The sequence below is a fragment of the Gordonia sp. (in: high G+C Gram-positive bacteria) genome, from assembly GCF_012515855.1.
GTDB lineage: Bacteria > Actinomycetota > Actinomycetes > Mycobacteriales > Mycobacteriaceae > Gordonia.
Genome location: NZ_JAAYXO010000060.1, coordinates 1 through 25882, shown reverse-complemented (window position 1 = coordinate 25882; position 25882 = coordinate 1). Strand labels below are relative to the sequence as shown.

The following is a 25882-nucleotide window of genomic DNA, read 5'->3' as shown; positions in this document are numbered from 1 at the left end:
GCCGCGAAGTACTCGGTCGGGGCGTCGTCGCCGCCGAAGGTCGTGGGGAAGGCGTCACCCGGCAGCAGCGAGGTGAACCCGCGCTCGGTCAGCGCCTCCCACAGGCCCGGCCATTCGTCGTGTCCGGGGCCCAGGAGCACGGCGTCGACCGGTAGCGGGCCGGCGAGTTCGACGATCATGCCGTTGGCCCGGTTCACTTCGGGGACCGTCGCCTCCACCACATCGTCCAGGCGCAGTCGGACCAGGCGCAGGTGATGCTCACCCATCATCAGGGTGCTGTCCTGGTCCACCAGCGCGCGGCGGGCGCGGTTCACCACGCCGACCAACTCGCCGAAGGCTTCGGGGCTGTCGGCTTCCACCAGACCGGTGTCGCGCAGGTAGCCGGAGATCCGGGCGTCGAGCACCGCGGGGGTGATGCGCGCTTCGACATCGGAGGCGGCCACGGCACCGTCGACGATCCGCCCGGCCCACAGTCCGGCGTCACTGATGTCGAGCGCGATGATCGCGCCGGTCGGCCGTTCGGGCAGGTCGAACCCGGCGAGCCACTGCGGCTGCCTGCTGAATGGACCTGTCACGACGACCTCCCTCCCCTAGGGCCTCGGCGACTTCATGATCGCGCTATTTGTGAAAGTTCAGGTAGGCCTTGGACGGCGTCGGCCCACGCTGTCCTTGGTATTTTGATCCGACCGATGCGCTGCCGTACGGGCTTTCCGCCGGACTCGTCAGGCGCAGCAGGCACAGCTGACCGATCTTCATGCCCGGCCACAGCGTGATCGGCAGGTTCGCCACGTTCGAGAGCTCCAGCGTGATGTGGCCGGAGAACCCGGGGTCGATGAACCCAGCGGTCGAGTGCGTCAGCAGACCCAGGCGACCCAGCGACGACTTCCCCTCGAGCCGTCCCGCCAGGTTGTCGGGCAGCGAGCACACCTCGAGCGTCGAGCCGAGGACGAACTCACCCGGGTGCAGCACAAACGGCTCGCCGTCGCCGGGTTCCACCAGCGTCGTCAGCTCGTCCTGCCGCTGCGCGGGGTCGATGTGGGTGTACTTGGTGTTGTTGAAAACACGGAACAACGAGTCCAGGCGCACGTCCACGCTCGACGGCTGAACCAGCGCGGGATCGTACGGGTCGATCCCGAGGCTTCCAGCTTCGATCTCGGCACGGATGTCACGGTCGGAAAGCAGCACGGGTACCAGCGTAGTCGACCCCTGCTGGTCGAGTTCGCCGCCGCGAGCCTGCGAGCGCCGGCCCCACGCTGGTCGAGTATCGCCGCCGCGAGCTTGCGAGCGCTCGGCGATTATCGAGACCGAACACCCCGCACCCCGCGCGCCCACCCTCACATCGCGCAACCCGCCCCTGACCGGCCACCCTCGGCGATACGCTCGGCCCGTGGCCCCCTCCCTCCTGCGCTTCACCAAGCGCGCCGCCGTCACCGCCTGCTGTCTCGTCGGATCTCTCGCGACCGTCCTGACCACCGCCCCGGCGACCGCCGCTCCCCAGCAGTCGCTCACCATCACTGTCGACCCCACCCAGCCCGGACGCGTCATTCCTCAGGACTTCGTCGGACTCTCGTTCGAGGTCAACCAGTTGCACCGCACCTGGACCGATCCGCGGCGCGGCAACGTCGCCACGCTCCTGCGGAACCTCGGGGTCGGCAATCTTCGGTTCAGCGCGAACCAAGTCGATCAGACCGCGTGGATGCCCGACCCCTCGAAGCCGACCCCGTCGTGGGCGGTGAAGGGACAGCGCGTGGTGCCCGACGACCTCTCGCGCGTCGGAAGGCTGGCTGCGGCCACCGGGTGGAGCGTCGATCTCGGCGTCAATCTCGGTCACTTCGACCCCGCCGCCGCTGCCGACCAGAGCGCTGCGGCCGCCGCCCGCATCGGCCCCGGCCTGCGGTCGATCCAGATCGGGAACGAGCCCAACTTCTTCATTCTGAGCGCGGCCGACGGGAGTCGCCGCGCATACAACCCGCAGTGGTATGTCCGCGATGCCACGACCTATCGCAAGGCGATCCGCGCCGCGGCCCCGGACGTCCGGATCGAAGGCCCGGACACGGTCAGCGCGGGCATCGGCGTGCCGCCGTTCGACGCGGCGGCCTGGCCGGTCCTCGCCGAGCAGTGGCTGCGCGCCTACGTCTCGGCGTTCGGCGCCCAGAGCCGCGTGTTGAACCAGCACTACTACCCGTTCGTCAACGTCACGCGCGTCGGCGTCCCCGGGTCGGCCGCCCGGGCGGTCGGCGCGCTGCCGACGGTCGACCGCCTCCTGGAGCCGACCACCCAGGCCAAGCAGCTGACCTTCCTCCGCGAGTTCGCGACCGTCGCGCGTCGAGCGGGCCTCGAACCCCGACTCTCGGAAACCAACTCGGTCGCGAAGGAAGGGCGCGAAGGCGTCACCAACTCCTTCGGCGCCGCCTTGTGGACCGTCGACTATCTGCTGGCCGCGGCCCGCGAAGGCGTCACCGGCGTCAATCTCCACAACCAGGTGGACGACTGCCAGAGCTATCCGGTGTTCTGCTTCCCCGACCCGGCGTCGCGGACCTCCGACACCGCCCGGGTGAATCCGAACTACTATGCCGCGCTGCTGGTGTCACAGGTGGCGGGCGGTCGAGTCCTGCCGGTCACCACCTCCGGCAAGGCGCACGTGACCGCCTATGCGGTGCGCATGCCGTCCGGCCAGATCAAGGTGATCGTCACCAATCTCCACCGCCGTTTCCGCGGCCCGGTGACCGTTCGCATCAAGGGCGCCGACGCCGGCAACGCCTCGGTGCAGCGGCTCACCGGCCCGTCGATCTACGCCGTGAACGGCGCGAAGTTCGCCGGATCCACGGTGAGCACCGACGGGCTGTTCCGCCCGGGGCCCGGCACCCCGGTCAGCCGATCCGCCCGGGGATATCGGGTCCCGGTCGACGGTCCCAGCGCCGCGCTGCTGACCGTGGGCTGACACTGGGGCGCCTACGACGAACCCGACTCCTCTGCCGGGCCCGAATCCGAGAGCCGGTGCTGCACCACCAGATTCACAAAACGCAGCCCCAGTCCCAGCAGCAGCAACGTGCTGGCCATCTGGATCGAGACCACGATCCGCGCCGGCTGCGAGGCTGCGGTGATGTCGCCGAAGCCGGTCGTGGTGAACACCGTCAGACAGAAGTACAGCGCATCGACCCTGGTGAGGTGCTCGTTGAATGCCGCGACCCCGTACTCGCTCAACAGGAAGTAGGCCGACGAGAACGCCACGAGGTAGAAGCCGACGATCGCCGCAAGCATCTCGACAGCCGCCGCCACCGGCCGCGTGGAGTGCAGAAAATGCCGAATCTCCCAACCGCAGAACGTCAGGAGGAGCAATCCACCGATCGCGAACCCGACCATGTGCCACCGACCGTCGCTCTCGAGCGGAAGCAGGAAGTAGCTGATCAGCAGGATCAGCGTGGCGCCGAGTGGTCGGACCAGTGCCAGCATCACCGACCGGCGATCGGCCCGGATCGCGGCAGATGCGGTCCCGTCATTGCTGCTCACACTGACTCCGCACGCTCGTCGGCAAAGGTCTTCATCACTGTAATCGGGTAGTGCGGTTCGTCACCCGCCATACCGCGTTTGCTAGTCTTGGATCCGCGCGAGCCCGCCTCGCGATGCCGGTGTGGTGTAGTGGCAACACGTCACCTTCCCAAGGTGAAATTGCGAGTTCGATTCTCGTCACCGGCTCCGTGAAGTCCCTGTTCCGCCCGGACGTGGTTGCGTATCTGCGCGGTCAGCAGGTCTCGATACTCGTCGAGCGCTCACTGCGTTCGCGGCGACGAACTCGACCAACGTGGAAGCGCTTTCGTTCGCGGCGACGAGCCCAGTCAACTCGATGACATGCCCGGCATGCCCGGATACTCGACCCAGCACCGAAGTGAGACTAGCGTCACAGTCATGCTCGGAGCCTGGGCCGATCGTCGCTGCGCCGCGTCGCGCACGTTTGGGGTCGCTGGGATCGTGTTCTCCGTCTGCATTCTGCTGGTGACGCTGTTCGCAGGACCCGTGGAGGCCAAACCGCGGAGCATCCTTCCGGCCGACTTCCTGTGGGGCGTCGCGTCGTCGGGGTTCCAATCGGAGGGAAGCTCGCCGGACAGCAACTGGACGCGCTACATCAAGGCGGGCAAGACCGACGACGACATCGGGACGTCGGTCGACTTCCGGAATCGCTATCCCGACGACATCGCGCGGGCGAAAGCGCTGGGCACCAAGGTCTACCGCATCGGCATCGAGTGGGCACGGATCGAGAAGCAGCCCGGGCAACTGGACGCGCGGGAGCTCAACTACTACGACGCGGTGGTCAAGACGATCGTCGCCGCTGGCATGCGCCCGATGATCACGCTGGACCACTGGGTGTACCCGGGATGGATCGCCTCGCGCGGCGGCTGGGCCGACGCGGGCACCCTGCGGTCGTGGCTCGACTACAACCGTCTGATCGTCGACCGCTACGCGAAGTACCACCCGCTGTGGATCACCATCAACGAACCGAGCGCGTACGTGATGAAGGAGGTCCAGTTCGGGGGTCTCGACGCATCGGACGCGACGCTGATGTTCGACCGCCTGGTGCAGGCGCACCGCGCCATCTACAAGCACATCCACCGCAAGGACCCGGGCGCGCAGGTGAGCTCCAACGTCGCCTACATTCCGACCATTGAGCCGGCGCTGGACCAGTTGTTCCTGGACCGCGTGCGCGACCGCCTCGATTACGTGGGCCTGGACTATTACTACTCGATCGCACCGACGGATCTCACCGCCGCATACGCCGCGACCGGCGAGTTCTGGAAGGCGTCGGTGGCGGCGGACGGCCTGTTCTACGCTTTGCGCGACATGGGACGACGCTTTCCCGGCAAGCCGCTCTACATCGTCGAAGCGGGGATGGCGACCAAGAACGGGCAACCGCGGTCGGACGGCTATCGTCGCGCCGCCCACCTGCGCGACCTCGTCTACTGGATGCAGAAGGCACGACAGTCGGGCGTCCCGGTGATGGGCATGAACTACTGGAGCCTCACCGACAATTACGAATGGGGCAGTTACACACCGCGATTCGGGCTGTACACCGTTGACGTCAAGACCGATCCGACGCTCGCGCGCAGGCCGACGCCCGCGGTCGCAGCGCTGACGAAGATCATCGCCGACAACGGGGTGAGCCGGAGCTACCGGCCGTCCCGCCCGGCCGCGTGGTGCTCGCTGGCAGCGGCGCCGGCCAGTTGCCTGGAACCGGCGCCGCGTCCGTGATGCGAGGCAAAGATCAGTCCGGTGGTCGAGCCGCGGCGGCGATCCGCCCTCGGAGGACGCTGGCGGAGCTGATCTTGGCAGCCTCCCCGCCCTAGGTCAGGCGGGCACGATCTCCGTGCCGTCGTACAGCACATCGAAGAACTGCGTGGCGACGAGTTGCTCGCCCTTGTGTCGATTCATCCCGAGTTCCTTGCGGTAGGCGCGGATGTGCTGCAGCGACAACGCCGTGTACAGCAGCGGCAGGTAGTCGTGCTTACCCGCGTAGACGTCGGTGGCCCCCTTAGCGGCCGACCGGTTCGACCGCGCGCGCGACGGGTGCAGCAGCGTATCGCGGATCACCGCGAACTCGATCTTCTTCTTACGGCCGGCCGGAACCACCACCAGGCCGTCGGGATTGAAGAGCGCGGTGTCGAACTCCTCGGGCGTCGCGATGGTGCAGCCCGCGGTGGGGCGAGGGTTGCACTCCACCATGTAGTGCGTGCCCTCTTCGGTGACCATGTAGTCGAAGCTGATCTGGCCGGTCCAGTTGAGCGCCTTGGCGAACTTCTGTGCGGCCTCCAACGACTGCGGCGAGTCGACCGATTGGAAGACGACGCCGCCGCGGTCGTCGATGCTCAGCGGATGCTCGTAGCAGGAGTGCAGGACGATCTCGCCCTCGTGCGCCACACTCCAGCTGCAGCGGTCGGTCCCGGTCAGGAACTGCTGCACCATCCAGGGGTTCTCGACGGTCGGGTGGATGTCGTCGACGCTGCCCTCACCCGCCAGGGGGCCGGTGTTGGTGATGATGTCCATGCCGCCGCGGCCGTAAGCGGCGCGGGCGAACCAGTGGTCCCAGTTCGCAATGGCCGCCTTGAACTCGTCCTCATTGGTCGCCGTGATCGGCTCCGCGACGGCCAGTCCGAGCTCCTTGCACAAGGCGGTGAACGAGACCTTGTCGTGCACCTTGTGCAGGGTCTCGAAGTCCGGGAAGAACAGCGTGGCGTCGGGGTGCGCCGCGACGATCTTGTTCCGGTTGGCCGCGAGGTAGAAGACCTCCTCGAACATCGGCAGAAGCCAATTGATGTCGTGCTTACCCATCAACTCGATGATCGAGTCGACGAACTCGTCGGGCTGCTGCGTCGGCCGCGGGGTGACGGCCCGCTCGGCAGCGCCGCGCGTATGACTTCCGGGAGCCGAGGCGAAGGTGTCGGTGGCGAGGACGTAGCGATCCGTCAGGCCGAGTTTCCGGATCTCGTCGATCGCGAACGGCATCCGGGAGGTGCTGGCGAGGATTCTTGGGTCGGGGGAGGACATGACACCCGACATTACCGACTAATCCCAGCTCGCACCGACCCACTGCGCCGCAAACCGAAGGGGTTCGACGGAACGTCTCAATCCGGCGCCCGCCCGGCCTGTTTCAGCGCCAGGCGCAGCGCGAACTCCAATTGTCCGTTGACACTGCGGAGATCGTCGGCAGCCCATTTGGCGATGGCGGCGTGCACGTCCGGGTCCAGGCGCAACAACACCTTCTTGGGCTGCCGCTTGGCCGGGCCGGCCGCGGCCGACTCCGGGCTCATCAGCCGTAGAGCGTGCCGGCGTTGACGACAGGCTGGGTGGCCCGATCCCCGCACAGCACCACCAAGAGGTTCGAGACCATCGCCGCGCGTCGTTCCTCATCCAGTTCCACGACGCCCTGCTCCGCCAGTCGATCCAGCGCCAGGCCGACCATTCCGACAGCGCCTTCGACGATCTGCTGCCGGGCCGCGACCACCTGCGCGGCCTGCTGGCGGACCAGCATCGCCTGGGCGATCTCCGGCGCGTAGGCCAGGTGGGTGATCCGCGCTTCGATCACCTCGACGCCGGCCCGCTCGGTGCGTTCGCGGAGTTCCTCGGTGAGCTCTTCGGCGATGGTCGCGCCGTCGCGCAGGCTGATGACACCGTCCTTGTGCGAGTCGTAGGGGTAGCTGGTGGCGAGGTGACGGACGGCCGCCTCGGACTGGATCGCCACGTACTCCTCGTAGTCGTCGACGGCGAACGCCGCCTTGAAGGTGTCGACCACCTGGTACACCACCACCGCGGCGATCTCGACGGGGTTGCCGTCGGCGTCGTTGACCTTGAGCTTCTGCGTCTCGAAGTTCCTGATGCGCAGGGAGATGGTGCGCCGATCCGTCAGCGGGGCGACGAGATAGAAGCCGGCGTCGCTGACCGATCCGACGTAGCGGCCGAAGAACTGGAGGACCTTGGCCTCGTTGGGGCTGACGACGGTGAGGCCGGTGAGCGTCAGCAGTGCCGCGAGGCCCACCAGGGCCGCGATCACGGTGACGACAATCAAGGCGGGCGAGGAACCGTTCGCCACCAGTGCAATGGTGCCGATGACCGCGCCGGCCGCAATCAGCAGGACTGCCAGAGTGCCGAGCAAGCCGACGAAACCGTTGGTCCGCCACGCTTTCCGATAGTTCACTGCACGCTCCGTTCGCCGGGGACGACCGACGGTCGCCGCTAGCGTAATGATATCACTTTGCTAGCGGCGGCCACGGTGCTGGAACTCCTCGATCGGCTGTCAGACCTTCGTCACGCGGCGCGAACCGGACCGCACCTGCCAGGCCTGCGCGTGGTACTCGCCGGTGTGGCGGTCGGCGCGATCGCGCACGGCGTACCAGTCCATCCGAGCGGCCGCCGAGTCGACGGTCAGGACCGCGTAGCCGTGGGCGTCGGTGTCGACCCAGCGGACGTAGCGATTGGAAGTCTGCAGTCCGGCCGACGCCGCGTTGCCGACGGTGCGCTCGGGCACGCCGACCATGTCGTCGACATTGTTCGACGTGACCGAGGTGACCACGAACTCGGTGCCGAGCGTGCCGCCCGCCGGATAGGCGGCGGGCTTGCGCGGGATGTCGTTGGCCCACGACATGTGGATGTCGCCGGTGAGGAAGACGACATTGCGCTTGCCCGCCTCGTCGACCGCTTCCAGCAACCGGTCGCGGTCGCGGTTGTAGCCGTCCCACGAATCGCCGCCCAGCGGAATCCCGTTCTCCGGCACGCCGATCAGGTCGGTGAGCGCCCCGGTGGTGTCCGGGTCGAGCGGCGGGATCAGCACCGGGGTGATCATCACCGAGTTGCCGACCAGCTGCCACTGGGTGGTGGAGGTGGTGATGCCGCCGGTGATCCACTCCATCTGCGCACGACCGGTGATGGTCACGCGCTCGCTGTCGGCCCGCTTGCTGAACGACGACGACTCCCTGTCGCGATAGGTACGCAGGTCGAGCATCGACAGTTCCAACAGGTTGCCGTACCGGAGCCGACGGTAGAGGTGGCGGTTGTTGGCGGTGACGACCGGACGGACCGGCATCCACTCGTAGTAGGCCTGGTCCGCGTCGGCCTTGCGCGTGGCCCACGGCCCCTGCGTCCGGGAGTCGTGGTTCTCGGCGCCGCCGCGGTAGGCGTTGTCGGCAGTCTCGTGGTCGTCCCAGGTGACGATGAAGGGCAGCGTCGCGTGGAGCTTCATCAGATCGGGATCGGTCTTGTACTGGCCGTGTCGAATCCGGTAGTCGGCCAGCGAGACGATGTCATGTGCAGGTTTGTGCTCTCGCACCGTCCCATTTTTGCCGCCGTAGCCGCCGACGCCGTACTCGTAGAGGTAGTCGCCGAGGTGAATCACGGCGTCGAGGTCGGTCCGCTTCGCAAGATGTCGATACGCGGCGAAGTACCCGGCTTCCCAATTGGAACAGCTGGCGACGCCGAACTTCACGGTGGCGACGTCGGCGTCGGTGGCCGGCGCGGTGCGCGTGCGGCCGACCGGTGAGACCGCACCCGCCGCGGGGCCGCCGGTCACGCGGAAGCGATACCAGTAGGTGGTGCGCGGTGCGAGGCCGGAGGCGTCCACCTTGACGGTGTGGTCGCGCGCGGCGTCGGCGGAAGCCGCACCGGAAGCGACGATGGAGCCGAATCCCTGGTCAGTCGACATTTCCCAGGCGAGGGTCGACCCTTCACCAAGACCCGAACCGGGGGTCGCATCGGGCGACGGCGTGACGCGCGTCCAGAGGATCACGCCGTCGGGCAGGGGGTCACCGGAAGCGACGCCGTGGACGAAGACACGCTTGCCGGGCGCGGCCGCGGCGCTACCGACCGGGAGTGCGGAGGGCACGCCGAGCGCGAGGGCGCCTGCACCGATACCGGCGGCGCCCATGAAGCTGCGGCGAGAAACTGGGGAGGGAGAAACCGGGGAGGCAGTTCGCTTGTGAGACATCGCGAGCCACCGTCGCAGACCGAAGTTACCGGAGGGTGAACGACCGGAATCGCCGAGCTGACCGACAATCTGTGTATCGCCTCGAACTTGTTCATCTACCCGTGCGACCATCACAGCCATGACCGACAACACCTCCCAGTCGCGCCCTTCCGGCCTCAACCGTCGTTCGTTTCTCGCAGGCACCGCAGCGGTCGGCACCGCCGTGGGTCTCGGCGCCCTCCGCCCCGGCGAGGCCTCGGCCGCCCAGCGCTTCCCCCTCCCCACCGGAGCCGACGCGCTCCACGTCCTCGTGACCGGCGACGCGGGCACCGGCGAGAAGCCGCAGTACGCCGTCGCCGACGCCGCGCGCGCCATCCACGGAGGCAAGCCCTTCGACATCGCGCTCGGACTGGGCGACAACATCTACGAGTCGGGCCCCAAGGGTCCGAACGACACCCAGTTCCAGACCAAGTTCGAGAAGCCGAACGCCGGACTCGACTTCCCCTGGCTGATGACTCTCGGGAACCACGACAACTCGGCGGTCTTCCCCGGCGACGGCGGCTGGCTGCTCCGCGGCGACGACGAGGTGGCCTACCACCGTCGGTCGCGTCGCTGGTACATGCCTGAGCGCTACTACTCGGTCTCGCTGGGCGTCGCCGAGTTCTTCGTCCTCGACATGAACCCGCTCGCCGCGTACATCCCGCCGTTCCTCTCGCCCGAGTGGCAGCCCGGCGGGCACTACATGACCCGCCAGGCCAAGTGGCTCGACAAGGCACTCAGCGCATCCACCGCGCCGTGGAAGATCGTCTGCACCCACCACCCCTACGCCAACAACGGGCCGCACGGCCCCGCAGGCGATTTCGACGGCCTGCCCGCCCCGCTCAACGGCGTCGAAATGAAGCGGTTCATCGAGAAGCACGTCGCCGGTCGCGCCAACTTCCTGTTCTCCGGCCATGATCACAGCCAGCAGGTGCTGGAGAACGTCCCGAGCCTCAAGGGCACCCGCCAGATCGTCTCCGGCGCCGCGGGCAAGTCGGTGAACGCGAAGTCGTCCAAGGAGTTCCGCGCCAAGTACGAGAACTACACCGACCGCGGTTTCATGACCCTCGACATCACCTCGTCGTCGATCGCCCTGAACGCCTACGAGGTCTCGGCCAACCGTCCCGGGTCGCGGAAGGCGTTCAGCACCACCTTCCACCGCTAGGGCCACGCACCACCGACCTTTACATCGGTCGATGGTAGCTTTCTCCGCATGGCACCTCGCGAATTGCAGAACGTCTACGTCCTGGGCGGCAATCGGATTCCGTTCGCCCGCTCCAACGGCGCATACCTCTCGGAGACCAACCAGAGCATGCTGACCGCCGCACTGGACGGCCTCGTCGACCGGTACCGCCTGCACGGCGTCCGGTTGGGCGAGGTGGCCGGCGGCGCCGTGGTGAAGCTGGCCCGCGACCACAGCCTCACGCGCGAGAGCCTTGTCGACACCGCGATCGACCGCACCACCCCGACGGTCGACGTGCAGCAGCAGTGCGCCACCGGCGGTCAGGCGGTCGTCCACATCGCCAACAAGATCGCCTGCGGACAGATCGAGTCGGGTGTGGCCTGCGGCGCGGACACCACCTCGGATCCGCCGATCGGCTTCGGTCCCAAGCTCCGCAACCGACTGGTCCGGGTCAACGCGGCGGGCAGTCTCGGCGACCGGCTGAAGGAGGCGGCGCAGCTGCCGCTGTCGCTGGACTTCGACATCCCCAGCCCCGCCGAGCGTCGCACCAATCTGGTTCCCGGTGCCGCACAGGCCGTCACCGGAGAGGCGTGGGGCGTCGGCCGCGCGGAGCAGGATGCGATCGCCCTGGCATCGCACGCCAACCTGGCACGCGCGTACGACGACGGCTTCTTCGACGACCTCGTCACCCCATTCGCCGGGCTCACCGCGGACGACAACCTGCGGCGCGGCCTCACCGCCGAACGGGTGGCCTCGCTGAAGCCGTGCTTCGGCGGCCCCGACGGCACCATGACCCCGGCCAACTCCACCACCCTCACCGACGGGGCGTCGTCGGTCCTGATGGGCACCGCGGACTGGGCCGATGAGCGGGGCCTGACTCCGCTGGCACGGGTGGTCGACGCGCAGAGCTGGGCGGTCGACTACATCGACGGCGATCCGAAGACCCAGGGCGTGCTGATGGCCCCGGTGTACGCCGTCAACGAGTTGCTGCGGCGCAACGAGCTGAACCTGCAGGACTTCGACTTCTACGAGATCCATGAGGCCTTCGCATCCCAGGTGGTCTCGACCCTCGCAGCGTGGGCCGACGACGACTTCTGCAAGAACCAGCTGAACCGCACCCGCGCCCTCGGCGAGATCGACCGCACCCGACTCAATGCGCGCGGCGGCTCCCTGGCGACCGGCCACCCCTTCGGCGCCACCGGCGGTCGAATCGTGGCGACGGTGTCGAAACTCCTGGCAGGCCAGGCTGGTTCACGCGCACTGGTCTCGATCTGCGCGGGCAGCGGGATGGCCGTCACGATGATCCTGGAGTCGGCGTAGGTCGACGAGGCCGTTCATCCCTCCTGTCCCTCCTTCACCCCTGCCGCGAGTGCGCTGCGTCACTACACTGGAGGGTTGCAAGCGATCAGCAAGCAGTGAGGAGACGTGACATGTCGAACGCGAACCCGATCTCGAACCCCGCGGTGATCATCGGCGGCGGCCTGGCGGGAGCAAAGACTGCGGAAGAACTGCGCGAGCGAGGGTACGCCGGACCGATCGTCCTGATCGCCGCCGAGACCGTCGCCCCATATGAGCGACCACCGCTCTCCAAGGAGTTCCTCGCCGGTGCCAAGGCGCTGCCCGACTTCACCGTGCACGACCAGAACTGGTACCGCGACAACGACATCGACCTGCGCCTGCACACCCGGGCGACCACCGTCGACACCGCAGCCAAGGCCGTGGCTCTCGACGACGGTACGTCGCTGACCTACTCATCGCTGGTTCTCGCGACCGGGTCGTCGTCGGTGCATCCACCGATCGACGGCGCCGACGCCGACGGCGTCTTCTACCTGCGGACCGTCGACGAGGCGTCCGCCCTGGTCGACGTGCTCGGCGAGGGAAAGCGGCTGGCAGTGATCGGCGGCGGCTGGATCGGTCTCGAGGTGGCCGCAGGCGCCCGCGGACGCGGCGCCGAGGTGACCGTGGTGGAGGCCGCGTCGCAGCCGCTGCAGGCTGCGCTCGGACCGGAGATCGGCGAGGCCTTCGCCGACCTGCACCGCGAGCACGGGGTCGACCTCCGCCTGGAGAGCAAGGTCGACGCGATCACCGTCGACGGCGGTCGTGCGACGGGTTTGAAGCTCGCCGACGGCAGCACCGTGGCGGCCGATGCGGTCCTGATCGCCGTCGGCGCGCGACCGAACATCGAGATCGCCGAGGCGGCAGGGCTCGCCGTCGCCGACCGCGGGGTGGCCGTGGACGCCGGCCTGCGGACCAGCGCCGACGACGTCTATGCGGTGGGCGACATCGCCGCCGCCGAGCACCCGACCCTGCAGACACGAGTCCGCACCGAGCACTGGGCCAACGCGCTGAACCAGCCCGCGGTGGCCGCCCAGAACATCCTCGGCACCGCCGCCGAGTACTCCCGGATGCCGTACTTCTTCACCGACCAGTACGACCTCGGCATGGAGTACCGCGGTCACAGCGACGGTTACTCGCGCGTCGTGACCCGCGGCGACGTGGCGGGCCGCGAGTTCCTGGCGTTCTGGGTCGACGACGACGGCACGGTCCTCGCCGGCATGAACGTCAACATCTGGGATGCGGGCGACGACATCGCCGCCCTGGTGGAGTCGCGTCGTCCGGTGGACGTCGCGAAGCTGGCCGACCCGACCGTCCCGCTGGCCGATCTGCTGTCGTGACAGACTGCGGTGACGGAGCCGAGTTCGAACCTCTGGACTCCCAGCCGACGAAAGGACTCGCCATGGACGCGACCATCTACTACAACCCCAGCTGCAGCAAGTCGCGCGCAGCACTCCAGACGCTGCGGGACGCCGGCGCCGACGTCAACGTGGTGGAGTACCTGTCGGACACGCCGTCGAAGGACGAGCTGCGCTCGCTACTGGCGTCGGCCGGACTGTCGGTGCGCGACGCCGTCCGCACCGGCGAGCCCGTGTACGCGGAGCTGGATCTCGACGACGCCGATGACGACGCGCTGCTCGACGCGATGGTCGCGAACCCGTCGCTGATTCAGCGGCCGCTGGTAGTGACCGACGGCGGCACGGTGATGGCCCGGACGCCGGAGACCCTGCAGCAGATCGTCGCAGGTCTGGTTCGCGGGTAATGTCGGGAGACATGACCGCTCCCTCCCCGGAACTCGTTCAGGTGGCCGACGGCGTCACCATCTCCGCATCGGTCGTCGGCACCGGTCCGGTGGTCCTGCTCAACGGCGGACTCGGAATGTCCGCGGGCGTCTGGCCGGTCACCACCATCCCGGAGTCTCTGGTGAACGCGGGCTTCTCCGTGATCACCTACACCGCGCGCGGACTGAAGCCGTCGTCCGCGCCGCCCGCGCCGTACACCATTCCGGAGATGGCCGACGACGCCATCGCGGTCCTCGACCACTTCGGGGTCCGGGAAGCGATCATCGCCGGGTACTCGATGGGCTGCTACGTCACCCAGGCGCTGGTGTCGCGGTGGTCGGGCACCGTGCTCGGCGTCGCGATCATGTCGGGCCTGCGGTCGTCGGCCATCGGCGAGCTGGTCAACGAGATGGAGCTCGGCCTGATCGAGAAGCTCGGCGAGCTCCCCGAAACGGTCTCGGTCTTCGAGCAATTGCTGACCACGCTGAGCCCCGCCACCCTGTCCGACGACGGATCCGTCCGCGCCTGGCGCAGCATCCTGACCTCGGGGGAGACCACCTGGGCGTCACCGGAGGGCTTGAAGGGCCAGCTCACCGCATCGCAGAGTTGGATGCTGGCCAAGGAGCCGACGCCGGAGCGGCTGGCTGCGATCACCGCGCCGACCATGGTCCTGGTGTACGAGCACGACCTCTACTTCCCGCCCGCCGGCGGTCGCGAGGCGACATCGCACATTCCCGACGCGACCTTCGAGGTGCTCGACGGCGAGGCGCACGGCGGCGTGATGCTCGACCCTAAGCATCGCGCGGCCACCATGCTGACCGAGTTCTGCCTGAAGGTGACCGCGGGCTGAGACGGGGCCGTCAGCAGTTCTGGTCGGTGAGCAGTTCTGTCGGTCAGAGCTTGACGCCGTCCCACTCGTGGTCATGCATGAAGGCCTCCGCCAGTCCCACCTTGTATTTGTAACCGTGGGTGAGGATCGCGGCGTAGGCCGGGATCAGCATGGCGGCGGGCTTGCGGTCGAGAGGGTCGTAGATGATGTCGCGCGCGGCTCGGAAGTCACGGATGAACTGCCGGAGATTGTTGCCGGGCAGCGCGTTCTTCCGCCATCCGTAGAGCAGCATGCCGAGGCCGATCATCGAGACGCGTCCGGTCGGCGGGCTGATGACCTCGGTGTTCTCACCGAAGAAGGCGCGGTCGATGCGATCCTCGCGGGTGTACATCAAGATTCCGCTGGTGGCGCGCGGATTGCACTCGATGGTGTAGAGCCCGCGCTCGGGGTGGTCGAAGAAGTCCAGGCCCATGTGCCCGGTGAAGTTGACCGCCTTGACCAGGTTCTTGACCCATTCGAGGATCTCGGGATGGTCCACGTGCTCGAACGTGAGGCACGAGTTGCCGTCGATCGCGTACGAGACCGGGTATGTCGCGTGCGCGAAGACCTCGCCGTCGCGGCAGACCGAGTACGTGCAGTAGCGGTCGCCCTCCTCCAGCCACTCCTGCGCGATCCAGGGGTTGTCGGGGTCGTACGTCAGGAAGTCCAGGTTGTCGCCGGGCTGCACCTTGTAGATCTGCTGCGAGCCCCGCGAGTACGCCTGCTTCACCGCGAACGGGGTGTCGAAATCGAGCTTCTCGGCGTCCTCGGCCGACGCCAGTTTGCGGAACTTGAGGGTCTGAAAACCCCGTTCCACCAAAGCTTCCTGGTACGAGAACTTGTTGTGCAGCATGTCCTCCACCTCGAACGGTGAGAGGAACAGCTCCACCGACGGCGGGAACAGTCCCGCCATCATCGACAGGATGTCGGTCTCCTCGTGAATGGGGATCACCATGTCGATGTCCTCGGACTTCACGAGTTCGACCACGTCGCGGCAGTACTCCTGCGGTTTGAACTTCGGCGGGCTCACGCGATGGAACGACGAGACCGCGTTGGAATAGCGACTGACCGTGATCGGGAGGCTGTCGCACGTCGACACCGTGTGCCCGGCAGCGGCCAGCAACCGCGCCAGGTTCAGCGTCAGGAACGACCTGCCGAAGGTGATCAAAATGTGTTTGCGCGCACCAGAGTCCACGGTTACACAGTAACTAAGGGAACACAGGAACCATGTAGCGTGTTCTTACCCAAGACTTATTGACTACTCAGGGGATTCCTCGTTGTACGCAATCGGCATCATTGCGGCATCCATGGCTGCTGTGGCCTACGGCGTGTCGACAGTTCTGCGCGCACTCGGCGCCCGGCGCGTGGCGATCGAGCAACGCGAAGACGGCAAGGCGGGCATCGACGGCTCGTCGTCGCCGTCCATCGAGTCGACGTTCTCGACCATCGCCGACCCCGCCTTCATCCTCGGCACGGTGATGGTGGTGGTCGGTTTCGCCGGCGGCGCGGTGGCCGCCCGCTTCCTACCGCTGTTCCTGGCACAGTCGATCGTCTCGGCGAACCTCGTCGTGACCGCCCTCCTGGGCACGCTGCTGTTGTCGATCACCCTGCACACCCGCGACTGGGTGACCATCTGGTTGGTGGTCCTGTCGCTGTTCATGCTGGGCGTGTCGTCGTCGCCGAACGTCAACGACGAGGCCTCGATGGACTTCCACTGGGGCCTGTTGATCGCGACGATCGTGCTGGCGACGCTCTCGCTGTTCGGCGTCTACCGCGGCGGCTCGTTCGCCGCCCCCATCGGCGGCGCGGGCGCAGGTCTGCTGTTCGGTGCGATCGCCTGCGCCGTCCGCGTCTTGGACGGGCTGCAGCCGTTCGACATCGTCACTCTCCTGACCGACCCCGCCGCGTGGGTGATCGCGATCGCCGGTGCGGTCGGCTTCTACGTGCAGACGGTGGCACTTCAGGTGGGTGCCGTCAACGGTGTCACCGCGATGCTGGTGGTCGGAGAGACCGCCGGTCCCAGCCTCGTCGGCGTCGCCTTCCTCGGCGACTCCGCCCATCCCGGCCTCGGCTGGCTGGCTGTCGTGGGCTTCGTCGGCGCGGTGATCGGCGCCGTCCTGGTGGCCTGGTACTCGACCGGCGAACCCGACCACTTCGGCGAAGCCCCGCCCGAGAAGGGCGGCTGGCAGCGAGGCCGCGAGGTCTCGTAGACCCCACGCTGGTCGAGTCGGCGAGTGAGCGCAGCGAACCCGCCACCCCACGCTGGTCGAGTGGGCGAGTGAGCACAGCGAACCCGCCACCCCACGCTGGTCGAGTCGGCGAGTGAGCACAGCGAACCCGCCCGGTATCGAGACCGCCGCAGGTCACGCCGGTCTCGATACACCGATGCGGGCTTCGCACGCAGCGGCACTCGACCAACAGAGGAAGACTCCGCAGCGCAGCGACACTACCAACAAAGGAAGACACCGCGACGCAGCGGCACTCGACCAACAGGGGCCGGCCCTACATCGCCGGGCGGTCGACCTTCGGCGACGACGCGTGGGCCCAGAATCGCTTCGGGATGCGGCCGGCGCGGGCCGCCAGGTAGCCGCCGGCGACGGCGTGGCGCATGGCCGCGGCCATCATCGCGGGGTCGTCGGCGCGGGTGACCGCCGATGCGAGCAAGACCGCGTCGCAGCCCAGTTCCATCGCCAGGGCCGCATCACTCGCGGTGCCGATTCCGGCGTCGAGCACGATCGGGACCTGCGCGCGCGAGACGATCATCTCGATGTTGTGCGGATTCGAGATCCCGAGACCCGTTCCGATCGGCGAGCCCAGCGGCATCACCGCCACCGCGCCCGCGTCCTCCAGCCGGAGTGCGAGGACCGGATCGTCGTTGGTGTAGGCCAGCACCTGGAAACCGTCGGCCACCAAGGTTGCGGTCGCGTCGACGAGTTCGAGGGGATCGGGCAGCAGGGTGCGGTCGTCGGCCACCACCTCGAGCTTCACCAGGTCGGTCTCGCAGGCCTCCCGACCGAGCTGCGCCGTGAGCACCGCTTCGGCCGTGGTGTGACAGCCGGCGGTGTTGGGCAGGACTGCGATATCGAGGCGACGGAGAAGATCCAGGACACCGGTGCCGGAGGTCGGACTGATCCGGCGCATCGCGACCGTGGTCAGCTCGGTGCCCGAGGCCACCAGCGCGCGCTCCAGAATCGCGAGGGTCGGGGCGCCGCCGGTGCCGGTGATGAGACGGGAACCGAACTCGCGGTCGCCGATCCGCAAGGCGGGAATCAGGTCGTCCGACATCGCGTCAACCGCCCTGGACCGCGGTGAGGATGTCGATCTCGGCGTACTCGGGCAGGACGCTCGACCACTCGACCTTCGGTCGCACCACGCCGTTGACCGCGACCGCGACACCCGTGTCGGGCAGGTCCAGGCTGGTGAGCAGCTGGGCCACCGTGAGGGTTTCGTCGAAGGTCCGGGTGTCGCCGTTGACGGTCAGTTCCATGGGGTGCTCCTGGGTTCCGGGTCGGGTTCGGTGGTCGGCTGGTCGGCCGAGGCGGTCAGCAGGTCGAGCACGCGCTGGGCGGTCCAGGGCGCCAGCGCGATGCCGTTGCGCCCGTGTCCGGCGGCAACCGTCACCCGGGCGTCGACCCGCTCGACGATCGGCACGCCGTCGGGCGACGACGGTCGGATTCCGGCGCCGGCCTCGACGAGTTCGTAGGTGCGCAGGTTGGGCATCAGTTCGCCGGCGTCGGCCAGCAGGTCGGCGACGCCACCGGCCAGCGGCAGGCGATCGGTGTCGTCGTACGCCTCGTACTGGGTGGCGCCGAGGACGATGCCGTCCCGGCGCGGGACCAGGTACGCCGCACGACCGTGCCAGCGTGCGCGGATCACGTGGGCCGGCGGCGCCACCGACCACCGCGTGCGCCGCAGTCGAAGGATCTCGCCCTTCTCGCCGCGCAGGTCGATGTCGGGCAGCAGGCTGCGGGTGCCGAGGCCCGCGGCCACCAGGATCTGGTCGCCGGGAACCTCGGAGAGGTCGTCGATCCGGGCCGACACGCGGTCGGCGCCACTCACGTCGAGTGCGCTTTCCAGCGCGGCGATCAGCCTGCGGTTGTCGACCGAACCCTCGCCGATCACCCGGAATCCGCCTGCGATCCCCCGTACCAGCGCGGGCTCCGCGCGTCGCAGCGCGGCGGGTGTCACGGCGGGCAGCCGATCGACGTCGTCCGGCTCCTCCGACAGCAGGAAGCGGACCTGCGCCGCGAGATGGTCGACGTCCGCGGCGGTCGCGCCGATCATCAGGGCGTCGGTCGCGGTCTGCACCGACGGGTCCGCGAGGCGCTCCAGCAGCGCGGGCCAGCGGGCCACCGAATCGCGAGAGATCGCCAGCAGCTTGTCTTCGCCCGGACGACCTTCGGCGAAGCACCCGAGCATGCCACCGGCCACATGTGCGGCCCGGCCCTCGGGTCCGGCGTCGAAGATCCGCACTCGCCAGCCGCGGTCGACGGCCGCGAGCGCACAGGTGAGGCCGATGACGCCGCCGCCGACGACGGACAGTTCGCCGGGCGGGCCGAGTTCCCGAGTGCGCAACAGAACGAGATCCTTCCTACACCGGCATGATCCGGATCAGGTGTGACGGTCAGCGTCGGCGTGACGCACTCTCAGCCCGGCGAACCGCGGACTCCCGTGTCGATGACGGCCTCAACTCTACCCCCGGACGATCCGTCGCTAGGGTGTCGGTCATGAACGCGCGCACCCGGCTCGACGACGCCCACCTCTACCTCTGCACGGACGCCCGGCGCGAGCGCGGCGACCTCGTCGAGTTCGTGCGCGCGGCGCTTGACGGCGGCGTCGACATCGTGCAGCTGCGCGACAAGAACTCCCCCGGCGAGCGCGAACTCGGGGAGCTCACCACGCTGCAGGAGCTCGAGATCCTGGCGCAGCTCAAGGAACTCACCGCCGCGGCGGGGACATTGCTCGCGGTCAACGACCGCGCCGATATCGCCGTCGCCGCGCAGGCCGACGTCTTCCACGTCGGCCAGGACGACCTCCCGCCGGCCACCGCACGACGGATCGTCGGACCCGACGTGGTGATCGGCCGATCGACGCACAGCATCGAGCAGGCACGGGCAGCGATGGCCGACGCCGACGTCGACTACTTCTGCACCGGCCCGCTGTGGGCCACCCCCACCAAACCCGGTCGGGCCGCGACCGGGCTCGACCTCCTGCGCGCGACCGCCGACGAGGCACCGTCGAAGCCGTGGTTCGCGATCGGCGGCGTGGATCTGAGTCGGGTCCCCGAGGTGACGGCGGCGGGTGCGCACCGCATCGTCGTGGTCCGCGCCGTCACCGGGGCCGACGACCCCGCCGCCGCGGCCGCGGCACTCAAGCACGCTTGCCTTTCCGGAGCCGAGGGGTAAGCTGCTCTCCATCATGACGTGGAACCTTCTTGTAGCCCGCCGCAGCGGGGTCTGATTCGACCGACCCCCCGCTGCGGGTCGTTGTCGCTCCACTTCTTCCTGAGCTCGTCGGTCATCGATTCTTCGACCGAAATGAAGCCTCCCGATGCGTTCCATTCAGATTCTGCCGACATCCTGTACCCGTAACGGATACGACCACCAGTCCCAGCCCCGCTCAGCCCGGCGGCTCCCCCACTGGTTTCCGCGAGAGGCGGACGGTATGACCACCCAGAACTTCCACCAGCGGTTTGCTCCCGAGGGCGAGATCGCGCTCCACACGATGTCGGTCGAGCCCGACCGCGGCGACACCGTCCGCTGTCGTGCACGAATCAGCCTCGGCAAGCGTTCCCACGACGTCAGCGTCACCGCTGTCGGCACCATCAGCGCCATGTCGGAGATCCTGTACGCGCTCGGCGCAGGCGTCGAGATCGTCTCGCTGTCGCAGGCGCAGATCGGCGACGAGACCGTCACCTACCTCCGGTGCGAGCGCAACTCGCAGCAGTGCTGGTCGTACGGACGCGGACGCACCGGCGACGAGGCCGCCGTCAATGCGCTGATCGCCGGAGCCAACCAACTCGGCTGACGTCCAACCCGCGCCTCGAAGGTGCGGGTGCGTCAGCCCATTCGGAGCAGCAGGTCGGGCCAGGCCTTCGCCAAGCCGGGATGCAGCGGAAGGTCGGCCACCGCGCCTGCGGGCACCCAGCGCAGTTCCGCCGACTCACCGTTACCGACGGTGGTGACCGTCGTCGGGACCGTGGCGATGACCGTCGTGTACGACCAGTCGGGCGTCTGATGGGTGACGATCGACTCGACCACGGTCACCATGCTCGGATCGATGCCCGCTTCCTCGTTGCTCTCGCGGACGGCGGCCTGTTCGACGGTCTCGTGCGAGTCGCGCGCGCCGCCGGGCAGTCCCCAGGTGCCGCCCTGGTGCGACCAGATCGCGCGGTGCTGAAGCAGGACGGCCACGCCGCCGTCGACCGGGGCGCACAGCAGCAGCCCCGCCGCTCCGTGCCGTCCCCAATAGCGCGAGCCGTCCGACCCGAACACCCAGCCGTCACCGTCTCCGCGCACTCCGCATTCCTCCTGCGTCGTCACCCGGCGCAGCGGCCGAGCCTTTGACGAATCACCGTACCGGGCTGGCCAACCCACCGCAGCCGCGGCGACTAGGGTTGTCACCAGAACACCGGAAGGGACCATCGTGGCCGGGCAGGTTGATCGAGTGCGCACCGCACTGACGCATGCGGGCCGCAGTGTGCTGCCCGATCGCGGAACGCCGAGCCCCACCCTTCGCCAGGTGATCGCCGACCGCCGCGAGATCGCCGCCATGACGCGCGACCGAGCGGCGTCGCCCCTGGTCTCCCTACGCTTCTATGCCACCACCACCCCCGGCAAGCTGGTCATGATCCTGATCGCCGTGGTGCTCGCGTGCGGCCTCACCGGATGGTATTCGTCGGTGTCGCTGACCGAACGCAGTCAGACGCTCGAAGCCCTGGTCCAGCGCGCCGAGCCGCAGGCCGAGGCCGCCGAAGTCCTGTACAGCTCGCTGTCGGTGGCCGACGCCGCCGCGAACTCCGCCTTCATCTCGGGCGGTCGAGAATCACCAGAACTGCGGTCGGAGTACCTGAACTCGATGGCGACGGCGTCGGCCGCGATGATCGCCGCCGCCGACGGTCTCTCGCCCACCGATGCCGCCGATCGCGACAAGCCCGCGAGCGACGACCTCAAGACCCTGTCGATCAACATCCCGGTCTATACCGGCCTCATCGAGACCGCCCGCACCAACAACCGGCTCGCGAATCCCGTCGGCTCCGCATACCTGAGCGAGGCGTCGACGCTGATGCTCGGCACGATTCTGCCCGCTGCGCAGCGCCTGTACGAGGATCGATCGCTGGCCATCTCCGACCCGCAACGCACCCTCACGGTGCCGCCGTGGGGCGTGTACGTTGCGCTGATCATCATCATCGGCATGCTCGTGGCGACCGGCCGCTACCTGGCACGCCGCACCCGACGACACTTCAATATCGGCCTGGTGGCCGCGCTCGTGGCGATGGGAATCGGCACCGTGTGGCTCCTCGTGTCTGGACTGCTGTCGGTGGCAGCGGCCAACACCGCGAAAACCTCCGGCGCCGACCCGCTGCACACCTTGACCACCATGCGGATCCTCACCCAGCAGGCCCGTTCGGCGGAGACGCTCTCCCTGGTCCGCAGGTCGGAGCCCGGCGAGTCGAACATCGGCTTCAATCAGGGTCTCCAGGAGATCAGCGCCTACGGCGAGCAGCTGATGAATGACCCCGTGCACGACGACAACCCCGGTCTCACCGAGCCGATCACCGAGATGCAGGCCGCCCTCGGTCGATGGCAGAACGCTCACGAGGAGGTCGGCCGACGCCTGGCCGGCGGCGACTTCACCTCGGCGCGGGCGCTGACGATCGGTAACGGCAGTATCAGCACCGCCACCGGATACACCGAGGTCAACGACGCGCTCGTGCGGGCCATCGCCGACGCCCGAACCACGTTCCGCGACAACATCCGCACGGCGCAGAACCTGCTCGGGTTCACCGGAACCGGCATCGGCGCCCTGTGTGTCGTCGCCGCGGTCGCCACCGGCATCGGCATAGTGCCCCGAATCAGGGAGTATCGATGACCGCTCACGTCGGCCGCCCGGCCCGCCTGCTCCCCGCTCTGACCGTCGCGATGGCAGCAGTCCTCAGCCTCGCAGCGTGCTCCTCGGATGCAACATCGGTGGCCGAGCCACCGTCGGCGACCGCCCAGCAGCCGCTGCCGCCGGACGTCTCGTTCGACAACCCCACACAGACTCCGCCGACCCAGTCCACCGACTGCGACACATCCGCGCTCCGGCCGACGGTACTGCCCGAACCGAGAAAGATGCCCGACAAGTCGACGATGGCCCGGATCTACGACCGCGGCCGTCTGGTCGTCGGCACCGATCTCGGCAGCAACCCGCTCAGCTTCCGCGACCCGATCAGCGGCGACGTGAAGGGCTTCGACATCGACGTCGCGCACTGGATCGCCGGCGCCATCTTCGGCGACGAGAACCTGATCGAGTATCGGATGCTCTCGAACGAGGACCGGGTCGAGGCCTTGCGGAACGGTTCCGTCGACATCGTCGTCAAGACCATGTCGATCAACTGCGACCGCCTCGAGAAGATCGACTTCTCGGCCCCCTACTACGCCGCATCGCAGCAGATCCTCGCCTACCGGAACTCCGGGATCTCGCAGCCGTCCGACCTCGCGGGCAAGAACGTGTGCGCCACTCGCGCGTCCACGTCGATCGCCCGCGTCCAGCGCGCCGTCCCGAGTGCCAAATACGTGACCACCGGCAGTTGGGCCGACTGCCTGGTGATGATGCAGCAGGGGCAGGTGGACGCGATCACCTCCGACGACACGATCCTCGCGGGCATCGCCTCCCAGGATCCGTGGGTGCACGTGGTCGGCGACAGCCTCGGGACCGAGAACTACGGGGTCGGGATCCCCAAGGGCCAGGACGACTTCGTCCGGTTCATCAACGGGGTCTTGGCCGAGCGGAAGGCCGACGGCAGTTGGCAGCGGTCGTACAACCGGTGGCTGTCGTTGCTGGGCCCCGGCTCCCCGCCTCCGACGACCTATCGGGATTGACGTGATGGCAGAGAATAACGATAAGAAGAAGCGGAAGAAGAGCCACGTCGAGGAGGCGGTGGCGACCGAGGCCTCCGAGATCGCGGTCGCCACCCAGGCAGCGGCCATCGACCTCGACGACACCGGCGACACCGTCCACACTCAGGTCGGCACCGTACCGGCACCCGTCCCGACCGTCGGCACCGAAGCCGCCGGGGCGCCGTCGGCCATGACCCAGTCGACGCAGGTCCGACGGATTCTGGACGACATCGCGACATCACGGCGCAAGAGCCGCAAGAGCGCGCACGTCCACGACCGCCGTCTCGGCAGCGAGTTGGTGCAGCTGCCCGAGATCACCGACATCGATCCGGCCGACGCCGTCCTCTCCGACCCGGTGATCGCGCCGAGCAAGCGGCTGTGCTGGAAGTGCGGTGAGCCGGTCGGCCGCAAGTCCGGGCGCGGCAAGGGCCCGCTGAACGGTATCTGTTGGAACTGCGGTTCTCGCTATTCGTTCGTCCCCGGCCTCAAGCGCGGCACCATCGTCGCCGACCAGTACGAGATCGCGGGCGCCATTGCGCACGGCGGCATGGGGTGGATCTACCTCGCAGTGGACCACAACGTCTCCGACCGCCCCGTTGTCCTCAAGGGCCTGCTGAACTCGTCGGACTCGCAGGCGCAGGCCGTCGCGATCGCCGAGCGACAGTTCCTCGCTTCGGTCAACGACCCCGGCATCGTCAAGATCTTCAACTTCGTCGAGTGGGTCACCGACGACGGTCGGCCCGTCGGCTACATCGTGATGGAGTACGTCGGCGGTCACACGCTCAAGCAGCTCACCACCGGCGACCACGACGTGCCGAAGTTGCTGCCGATCGAGCAGGCGATGGCCTACATGCTCGAGGTCCTCTCGGCTGTCGGCTACCTGCACTCGGTGGGGCTGGTCTACAACGACGTGAAGCCCGACAACATCATGATCACTTCCGACGAGGTGAAGCTGATCGACATGGGTGCGGTGTCGGCGATCAACGGCACCGGGCACCTGTACGGCACCCCCGGCTTCCAGGCGCCGGAGATCGTGCAGACCGGGCCCCAGGTGGTCACCGACATCTACAGCATCGGCCGCACCCTGGCCGTCCTGACCGTCGACATGCCGATGTCCGGCGGCCGCTACCTCGACGGGCTGCCCGATCCCTCGACGACGCCGCTGTTCGAGGAGAACCCGTCGTTCTACTTCCTGCTGCAGCGCGCCACGTCGCTAGATCCGAGCGAACGGTTCTCGACGGCCGAGGAGATGACGACGCAGGTCCTCAATGTGCTCCGCGAGACGGTCGCGCTGCACACGGGAGTGCCCCGGCCGTCGATGTCGACGGTCTTCACCCCGCAGCGTTCGACCTTCGGGACCGCCCTGCTGCTCGCTCCCGTCGACGGCTTCTTCGACCCGAAGGACGCCGCGATCCACGACCCCGAGGACATCGCCCGCGCGCTGCCGGTGCCGCTGGTGGATCCCACCGATCCCGCAGCGAGCGTGCTGACGTCGGCGGCGCTGTCGTATCCGCGGCAGACCCTCGACACCATTCGCGCGGCTCGCGCCGACGGCTTCAAGGCCTTGATCAACGCCGATCGGAGTCCCGACGACCCGTCTGTCGACCCGCTGCACCCGTCGGTGGAACTCGACCTCGCCGAAGCCCGCGCCCACTTGGAGCTCGGCAACCTCGACACCGCGCTGCAGCTTTTGCGCGAGGTCGCGGTGCATCACGGCGACTCCTGGAAACTGCACTGGTACCTGGGCATCTGTTCGCTGCTGAACGCCGAGCCGGAACTCGCCTTCGAGCGCTTTCACGAGGTCCTCGAGGCCATGCCCGGCGAGGTGGCCCCGAAACTGGCCGTCGCCGGGACGGCCGAGCTGATCGGCTACTGGCTGTCGGCCGAGGAGTACACCTCCAACGAGCAGATGGCGCAGGTGGAGCGCTGGTACGAGATCGCCCGGCAGAACTACCACGACCTGTGGCTCACCGACCACGGCATCGTCTCCGCCGCGTTCGGCTTGGCCCGGATGCTGCTGGCCGAGGGGCGGTTCGACGTCGCCATCGAGCCGCTCGACGAAGTCCCGACCACCAGCCGCCACTACGGCACCGCGCAGATCTCGGCGATCGTCACCCTCGTCCACGGCCG

The 25882-nt window shown here is 68.2% G+C and carries 24 protein-coding genes, 1 tRNA gene, 1 pseudogene and 1 riboswitch; of the genes and pseudogenes, 14 read left to right on the top strand and 12 right to left on the bottom strand.

Going from position 1 to position 25882, the window contains the following annotated elements; genetic code table 11:
- Positions 1–575, bottom strand: a pseudogene (locus GX543_RS03990) (hypothetical protein); the annotation flags it as partial.
- Positions 576–618: 43 nt separating this feature from the next.
- Positions 619–1185: a dCTP deaminase gene (gene dcd / locus GX543_RS03985; protein ID WP_290849954.1), complete on the bottom strand. Its 567-nt coding sequence runs from the start codon at positions 1183–1185 to the stop codon at positions 619–621.
- A gap of 202 nt (positions 1186–1387) precedes the next feature.
- On the opposite strand from dcd, the gene GX543_RS03980 reads away from it, so the two are divergent.
- Positions 1388–2941 carry a glycosyl hydrolase family 79 C-terminal domain-containing protein gene (locus GX543_RS03980; RefSeq protein WP_290849953.1) on the top strand — a complete coding sequence of 518 codons (1554 nt, stop codon included), beginning with the start codon at positions 1388–1390 and terminating at the stop codon, positions 2939–2941.
- A gap of 11 nt (positions 2942–2952) precedes the next feature.
- Here the strand turns inward: GX543_RS03980 and GX543_RS03975 are convergent, their stop codons facing one another.
- Complete coding sequence (locus tag GX543_RS03975; RefSeq protein ID WP_366929050.1) at positions 2953–3510, bottom strand: ion channel; 558 nt, start codon at positions 3508–3510, stop codon at positions 2953–2955.
- A gap of 115 nt (positions 3511–3625) precedes the next feature.
- Between GX543_RS03975 and GX543_RS03970 the strand changes: the two genes are divergently transcribed.
- A tRNA-Gly gene (locus GX543_RS03970) sits at positions 3626–3696 on the top strand.
- Positions 3697–3906: 210 nt separating this feature from the next.
- On the top strand, positions 3907–5244 hold the full coding sequence (locus GX543_RS03965) for a family 1 glycosylhydrolase (protein WP_290849951.1): 1338 nt from the start codon (positions 3907–3909) through the stop codon (positions 5242–5244).
- Positions 5245–5340: 96 nt separating this feature from the next.
- Here the strand turns inward: GX543_RS03965 and GX543_RS03960 are convergent, their stop codons facing one another.
- The 4 genes from GX543_RS03960 to GX543_RS03945 form a co-directional block, all read right to left on the bottom strand.
- Positions 5341–6537 carry an ATP-grasp domain-containing protein gene (locus GX543_RS03960; RefSeq protein WP_290849949.1) on the bottom strand — a complete coding sequence of 399 codons (1197 nt, stop codon included), beginning with the start codon at positions 6535–6537 and terminating at the stop codon, positions 5341–5343.
- A gap of 77 nt (positions 6538–6614) precedes the next feature.
- The gene (locus GX543_RS03955; RefSeq protein ID WP_290849947.1) at positions 6615–6800 is read right to left on the bottom strand and encodes a hypothetical protein; all 186 of its coding nucleotides are present in this window, start codon (positions 6798–6800) and stop codon (positions 6615–6617) included.
- Positions 6800–7684: an SPFH domain-containing protein gene (locus GX543_RS03950; RefSeq protein ID WP_290849946.1), complete on the bottom strand. Its 885-nt coding sequence runs from the start codon at positions 7682–7684 to the stop codon at positions 6800–6802. Before GX543_RS03950 ends, GX543_RS03955 begins: the two co-directional genes overlap by 1 nt.
- A 99-nt stretch (positions 7685–7783) precedes the next feature.
- Positions 7784–9466: an alkaline phosphatase D family protein gene (locus GX543_RS03945; protein ID WP_290849944.1), complete on the bottom strand. Its 1683-nt coding sequence runs from the start codon at positions 9464–9466 to the stop codon at positions 7784–7786.
- A 118-nt stretch (positions 9467–9584) separates the two neighbouring features.
- On the opposite strand from GX543_RS03945, the gene GX543_RS03940 reads away from it, so the two are divergent.
- The 5 genes from GX543_RS03940 (at position 9585) to GX543_RS03920 (ending at position 14633) form a co-directional block, all read left to right on the top strand.
- Positions 9585–10649, top strand: a complete 1065-nt coding sequence (locus GX543_RS03940; RefSeq protein WP_290849942.1) for a metallophosphoesterase — start codon at positions 9585–9587, stop codon at positions 10647–10649.
- Positions 10650–10697: 48 nt separating this feature from the next.
- Positions 10698–11987, top strand: a complete 1290-nt coding sequence (locus GX543_RS03935; RefSeq protein WP_290849940.1) for an acetyl-CoA C-acetyltransferase — start codon at positions 10698–10700, stop codon at positions 11985–11987.
- Between the two features lie 110 nt (positions 11988–12097).
- Positions 12098–13342, top strand: a complete 1245-nt coding sequence (locus tag GX543_RS03930) for an FAD-dependent oxidoreductase (protein WP_290849939.1) — start codon at positions 12098–12100, stop codon at positions 13340–13342.
- A 62-nt stretch (positions 13343–13404) separates the two neighbouring features.
- The gene (arsC, locus tag GX543_RS03925) at positions 13405–13764 is read left to right on the top strand and encodes an arsenate reductase (glutaredoxin) (protein ID WP_290849937.1); all 360 of its coding nucleotides are present in this window, start codon (positions 13405–13407) and stop codon (positions 13762–13764) included.
- An 11-nt stretch (positions 13765–13775) separates the two neighbouring features.
- On the top strand, positions 13776–14633 hold the full coding sequence (locus GX543_RS03920) for an alpha/beta hydrolase (protein ID WP_290849935.1): 858 nt from the start codon (positions 13776–13778) through the stop codon (positions 14631–14633).
- A 43-nt stretch (positions 14634–14676) separates the two neighbouring features.
- Here the strand turns inward: GX543_RS03920 and GX543_RS03915 are convergent, their stop codons facing one another.
- The gene (locus tag GX543_RS03915; RefSeq protein ID WP_290849934.1) at positions 14677–15846 is read right to left on the bottom strand and encodes an ATP-grasp domain-containing protein; all 1170 of its coding nucleotides are present in this window, start codon (positions 15844–15846) and stop codon (positions 14677–14679) included.
- Between the two features lie 82 nt (positions 15847–15928).
- Here GX543_RS03915 and GX543_RS03910 point away from each other — a divergent pair, with 82 nt between their 5' ends.
- Entirely contained in the window at positions 15929–16861 is a 933-nt protein-coding gene (locus tag GX543_RS03910; protein WP_290849932.1) for an EamA/RhaT family transporter, read from the top strand.
- A 292-nt stretch (positions 16862–17153) separates the two neighbouring features.
- On the opposite strand, the gene GX543_RS03905 is transcribed toward GX543_RS03910, so the two are convergent.
- The 3 genes from GX543_RS03905 to GX543_RS03895 all read right to left on the bottom strand — a co-directional run bounded on the left by GX543_RS03905 (position 17154) and on the right by GX543_RS03895 (position 19226).
- A complete protein-coding gene (locus tag GX543_RS03905; protein WP_290849931.1) occupies positions 17154–17936 on the bottom strand; it encodes a thiazole synthase in 783 nt (260 codons plus the stop codon).
- Between the two features lie 4 nt (positions 17937–17940).
- Positions 17941–18138, bottom strand: coding sequence for a sulfur carrier protein ThiS (thiS, locus tag GX543_RS03900; RefSeq protein ID WP_290849930.1), 198 nt, complete (start codon positions 18136–18138; stop codon positions 17941–17943).
- Positions 18129–19226, bottom strand: coding sequence for an FAD-dependent oxidoreductase (locus GX543_RS03895; protein ID WP_290849928.1), 1098 nt, complete (start codon positions 19224–19226; stop codon positions 18129–18131). The genes thiS and GX543_RS03895 overlap by 10 nt, the downstream gene beginning before the upstream one ends.
- A riboswitch (TPP riboswitch) is annotated at positions 19225–19334 on the bottom strand. (Overlaps the previous gene by 2 nt.)
- Positions 19335–19378: 44 nt before the next feature.
- On the opposite strand from GX543_RS03895, the gene thiE reads away from it, so the two are divergent.
- Both thiE and GX543_RS03885 read left to right on the top strand, forming a co-directional pair.
- Positions 19379–20056, top strand: a complete 678-nt coding sequence (gene thiE / locus GX543_RS03890; RefSeq protein ID WP_290849926.1) for a thiamine phosphate synthase — start codon at positions 19379–19381, stop codon at positions 20054–20056.
- A 259-nt stretch (positions 20057–20315) separates the two neighbouring features.
- Positions 20316–20678 carry a hypothetical protein gene (locus GX543_RS03885; RefSeq protein WP_290849924.1) on the top strand — a complete coding sequence of 121 codons (363 nt, stop codon included), beginning with the start codon at positions 20316–20318 and terminating at the stop codon, positions 20676–20678.
- A 32-nt stretch (positions 20679–20710) separates the two neighbouring features.
- On the opposite strand, the gene GX543_RS03880 is transcribed toward GX543_RS03885, so the two are convergent.
- A complete protein-coding gene (locus GX543_RS03880; RefSeq protein WP_290849923.1) occupies positions 20711–21169 on the bottom strand; it encodes an NUDIX domain-containing protein in 459 nt (152 codons plus the stop codon).
- Positions 21170–21296: 127 nt separating this feature from the next.
- On the opposite strand from GX543_RS03880, the gene GX543_RS03875 reads away from it, so the two are divergent.
- From GX543_RS03875 to GX543_RS03865, 3 genes are all read left to right on the top strand, one after another.
- On the top strand, positions 21297–22742 hold the full coding sequence (locus GX543_RS03875; protein ID WP_290849922.1) for a hypothetical protein: 1446 nt from the start codon (positions 21297–21299) through the stop codon (positions 22740–22742).
- Complete coding sequence (locus tag GX543_RS03870) at positions 22739–23734, top strand: glutamate ABC transporter substrate-binding protein (protein ID WP_290849921.1); 996 nt, start codon at positions 22739–22741, stop codon at positions 23732–23734. Before GX543_RS03875 ends, GX543_RS03870 begins: the two co-directional genes overlap by 4 nt.
- Positions 23735–23738: 4 nt before the next feature.
- The coding region (locus tag GX543_RS03865; protein ID WP_290849920.1) for a serine/threonine-protein kinase at positions 23739–25882 on the top strand (2144 nt) is incomplete at its 3' end.

Bases quoted from the DNA above. Each gene is read 5' to 3' on its own strand.
- GX543_RS03965 (WP_290849951.1), top strand. From the start codon at position 3,907: ATGCTCGGAGCCTGGGCCGATCGTCGCTGCGCCGCGTCGCGCACGTTT.
- GX543_RS03960 (WP_290849949.1), bottom strand. From the start codon at position 6,537: ATGTCCTCCCCCGACCCAAGAATCCTCGCCAGCACCTCCCGGATGCCG.
- GX543_RS03955 (WP_290849947.1), bottom strand. From the start codon at position 6,800: ATGAGCCCGGAGTCGGCCGCGGCCGGCCCGGCCAAGCGGCAGCCCAAG.
- GX543_RS03945 (WP_290849944.1), bottom strand. From the start codon at position 9,466: ATGTCTCACAAGCGAACTGCCTCCCCGGTTTCTCCCTCCCCAGTTTCT.
- GX543_RS03940 (WP_290849942.1), top strand. From the start codon at position 9,585: ATGACCGACAACACCTCCCAGTCGCGCCCTTCCGGCCTCAACCGTCGT.
- GX543_RS03935 (WP_290849940.1), top strand. From the start codon at position 10,698: ATGGCACCTCGCGAATTGCAGAACGTCTACGTCCTGGGCGGCAATCGG.
- GX543_RS03930 (WP_290849939.1), top strand. From the start codon at position 12,098: ATGTCGAACGCGAACCCGATCTCGAACCCCGCGGTGATCATCGGCGGC.
- arsC (WP_290849937.1), top strand. From the start codon at position 13,405: ATGGACGCGACCATCTACTACAACCCCAGCTGCAGCAAGTCGCGCGCA.
- GX543_RS03920 (WP_290849935.1), top strand. From the start codon at position 13,776: ATGACCGCTCCCTCCCCGGAACTCGTTCAGGTGGCCGACGGCGTCACC.
- GX543_RS03905 (WP_290849931.1), bottom strand. From the start codon at position 17,936: ATGTCGGACGACCTGATTCCCGCCTTGCGGATCGGCGACCGCGAGTTC.
- thiS (WP_290849930.1), bottom strand. From the start codon at position 18,138: ATGGAACTGACCGTCAACGGCGACACCCGGACCTTCGACGAAACCCTC.
- thiE (WP_290849926.1), top strand. From the start codon at position 19,379: ATGAACGCGCGCACCCGGCTCGACGACGCCCACCTCTACCTCTGCACG.
- GX543_RS03885 (WP_290849924.1), top strand. From the start codon at position 20,316: ATGACCACCCAGAACTTCCACCAGCGGTTTGCTCCCGAGGGCGAGATC.
- GX543_RS03870 (WP_290849921.1), top strand. From the start codon at position 22,739: ATGACCGCTCACGTCGGCCGCCCGGCCCGCCTGCTCCCCGCTCTGACC.